We start from the raw sequence: 3286 nt of genomic DNA on the forward strand, positions 1-3286 counted from the left end.
CGCCCACATCGACCTTGAGCCCGCGACGTGCGGGGACGAGAACTGCGAGGCCGACCACGGGTACACGGGCAGCGTCACGTCCGACGACCTGTCGCTGCGGGTCAGCGAGGCCGCGGACGGCGCGGACGCCGTCGGTCATGTGCTGGCCTTCGCCGAGGAACTGTCCGCCGCGACCGCCCGGTGACCGCACCCGGCGCCGAGCCGCCCGCCCCAGGCCCCACCGCGCCAGGCGCGTCCGGCGCGGAGCCGACCGTCCCAGGGCCGCTCGCGCCGGAGCCGCCCGTTCCGCGGTACGGGGCGGGCGCGCTCGCCGATCTTCCGCCGTCGGTGCTGGCATCGCTGGGCGTCGCGGACGCGGTCAACGTCCTGGGCCTGCCGCCGTCGCCGCGCGTCTGCGTCCTGCTCATCGACGGGCTCGGCTGGCAGCAGCTCAAGGCCCACCCGGACGAGGCCCCGTACCTGAACGCGATGGACGGCGGCCCGATCACGTCCGGGTTCCCGGCGACGACGGTCAGCAGCCTCGGCTCGCTGGGCACCGGCGCCCCGCCCGGCGCGCACGGGCTGCTCGGCGTGCAGGTGGCGATCCCCGGCACGGGCCGGCTGCTGAACTGCCTGCGCTGGCAGGACGACTCCGTCGCCCCGGAGGAGTTCCAGCCCGTCCCGACCGTGTACGAGCGGGCGGCGGCGGACGGCGTCGAGGTCGGCTACGTCGCGCTCCGCCAGTACCGCGGGACGGCGCTCAGCCGCGCCACCGCGCGCGGCGCCCGCTACCACGCCGCCGACGGGCTCGGGCAGCTCGTCGGGCGCACCGAACTGGCCCTGCGCCAGGGCGACCGCTCGTTCGTCACCGTGTACCACGCCGACCTGGACTCGACCGGCCACCGCTACGGGACGGCCTCCGCCGACTGGCGGCACCAGCTCCGGTTCATGGACATGCTCGCCCAGCGGATCGCCGCCGTCCTGCCGCCCGGCGCGGCCCTGTACGTGACGGCCGACCACGGCATGGTCGACCCGACCGAGCGGGTGGACGCCGACACCGTCCCCGAACTGCGGGACGGCGTCGCGCTCCTCGGCGGCGACGCCCGCGCCCGGTACGTGTACAGCGAGCCCGGCGCGCACGCCGGCGTCCTCGCAGCCTGGACGGCCCTGCTCGGCGACCGGGCGTGGGTCGTCCCGCGCGACGAGGCCGTCGCGGACGGCTGGTTCGGGCCGCTCGGCCCGGGGATGCTGGAACGGATCGGGGACGTGATCGCCGTCCCGCACGCCGACCTCGCGATCGTCGCGTCCGAGCGGGAGCCGTGGCTGAACCGGATGGTCGGCATGCACGGCTCCCTCGTCCCGGCGGAGCAGCTCGTCCCGCTGCTGACCACGTCCCGGCCCTGACCCTGTCCGGTACCGAACCCGCGGGTAGGTGAGATGAACAAGGATTCGCCCCTCCCTAATCTGGGCGACGGCGGTCAAACTGGCGGTGTGCACCCTCTCATCGAAGTGCCCGCGCTGGACCGGCTGCTCCGGCGGCAGACGCCCGTGGTCCTGCTGGACGTCCGATGGCATCTGGCGGGCCCCCCGGGGATCGAGTCCTACCGCAGAGGGCACCTGCCCGGCGCCGTGTTCGTCGACCTCGACCAGGACGTGGCCGGGCCGCCGGGGCCCGGCGGCCGCCATCCCCTTCCCGAGCCCGTCGCCTTCGAGTCGGCCATGCGCCGCGCCGGGGTGTCGCAGGGCGGTCTCGTCGTGGTCTACGACGACGCCGACTCCACGGCGGCGGCCCGCGTGTGGTGGTCGCTGCGGTACTTCGGCCACGACCGGGTCCGCGTCCTGGACGGCGGGTACCGGGCGTGGACGGAGGCGGGCCGTCCGGTGAGCACCGCCGAATCCGAGGTCAAGCCGGGCGACTTCATAGCGAACCCGGGCCGGCTGCCCGTGCTGGACGCGGAGGGGGCCGCCGAGCTGGCGACGGCGGGCGTCCTCCTCGACGCCCGCGCCGCCGAGCGGTACCGCGGCGAGCAGGAGCCCGTCGATCCCGTCGCCGGGCACATCCCGGGCGCCCGCAACGCGCCGACGTCCGGGAACGTGGGCGTGGACGGCCGGTTCCTGCCGCCCGAGCTGCTGCGCGAACGCTTCGCCCAGCTCGGCGCGACCGACGCGCTCGACGTCGGCACCTACTGCGGCTCGGGCGTGACGGCCGCGCACGAGATCCTCGCCCTCAACCTCGCCGGCATCCCCGCCGCGCTGTACGTGGGCTCCTGGTCCAACTGGGTGACGGACCCGGCCAACCCGGTCGCCACCGGCGACCACTGACACCTCGCAAGGCGCCGCCCTGCGTGGCTTTCAACCGGCGCCCATGCAGAGCAGGCCCGCCGCGCCCAGCGGGCGGGCGACGGCGGCCAGGGCCCGCGACGGGCTCTGGCCGGCGGCCAGGCGGGCGTGGAACGCGGACATGAACTCCGGCGTGGCGGCGTCCCGCACGGGCGCGACACTGGCGACCACGGTGGCGGCGCCGAGGGCGAGCAGGACGCCCGCCATGCCGAGCACGGCGTCGCCCTCGTCGGCGCGGCCGATGTCGCACGCGGACAGGACGATCACGCGCGGCGGGGCGGTCAGCTCGTCCAGGTCGTGGACCGTCAGCGGCCCGTCGGCGAGGCGCAGGCGCGAGAACAGGGCGTTGCCCTGCCGGAACTCGCCGTGGGCGGCGATGTGGGCGAGGGCCGCGCCATCCAGGGCGTCGCGGACGGTTTCCGCGCGTGCGTTCTCGCCGTCCAGGACGATGGCGCCGGGGTGGAGGCGCCGCAGGGCGTCGACCTCGCGTCCGGCGTGGCGGAGACCGGGCCCCGCGACAAGAACGGTGTGCCCGCCCGCAGGGCCGGGGCCATGGGCGTGGAGCCAGGCACTGGCGGACGGCACGATCGTGAACGGACGCCCCGCCAGGGACGGCAGCACCGCCCAGGGCAGGCCGTGCAGTGCCCCGGTCGGCGCGATGACGAGTTCCCGGCCGCCGAGGCCGCCGAGCAGCGGGGCGAGCAGGTGGCCGTCGAGGCGCTCGGCCACGTCGGCGAGGGCGTCCAGCGCCTGCCGGTCGCGGTCGTCCTCGGCGAGGCGGCGGACGGCGTAGCGGAGCAGGCCCGCCTCGCGGACGGCCGTGTCGCGCGCCCCCAGCCGGTGGCGGCGGAGCAGGCCGTCGACGATCGTGACGGCGTGCAGGTCAGGCCCGATCGCGAGCATCTCGACCAGGGCGCGGTCACCGAGTGCGGCGGCGATCTCGGCGATGCCCGCGGAGCGGGGCGGG

The 3286-nt window shown here is 76.4% G+C and carries 4 protein-coding genes; 3 read left to right on the plus strand and 1 reads right to left on the minus strand.

Features of this window, described 5'->3' with window-relative positions; genetic code table 11:
- The 3 genes from ETD83_RS44090 to ETD83_RS40725 form a co-directional block, all read left to right on the plus strand.
- Positions 1 to 184: DUF5998 family protein (locus ETD83_RS44090; protein WP_230421522.1), on the plus strand; the 184-nt coding region annotated here is incomplete at its 5' end.
- Positions 181 to 1383 (plus strand): alkaline phosphatase family protein, encoded by a 1203-nt coding sequence (locus tag ETD83_RS40720; protein WP_205718172.1) that lies wholly within the window; start codon positions 181 to 183, stop codon positions 1381 to 1383. The genes ETD83_RS44090 and ETD83_RS40720, both read left to right, overlap by 4 nt.
- 87 nt (positions 1384 to 1470) lie before the next feature.
- Positions 1471 to 2301, plus strand: a complete 831-nt coding sequence (locus tag ETD83_RS40725) for a sulfurtransferase (RefSeq protein WP_230421523.1) — start codon at positions 1471 to 1473, stop codon at positions 2299 to 2301.
- 30 nt (positions 2302 to 2331) lie between these two features.
- On the opposite strand, the gene ETD83_RS40730 is transcribed toward ETD83_RS40725, so the two are convergent.
- A partial coding sequence (locus ETD83_RS40730; RefSeq protein WP_138650591.1) for a CHAT domain-containing protein occupies positions 2332 to 3286 on the minus strand: 955 nt, incomplete at its 5' end.

This window comes from Actinomadura soli, assembly GCF_005889715.1.
Classification (GTDB): Bacteria; Actinomycetota; Actinomycetes; order Streptosporangiales; family Streptosporangiaceae; genus Spirillospora; species Spirillospora soli.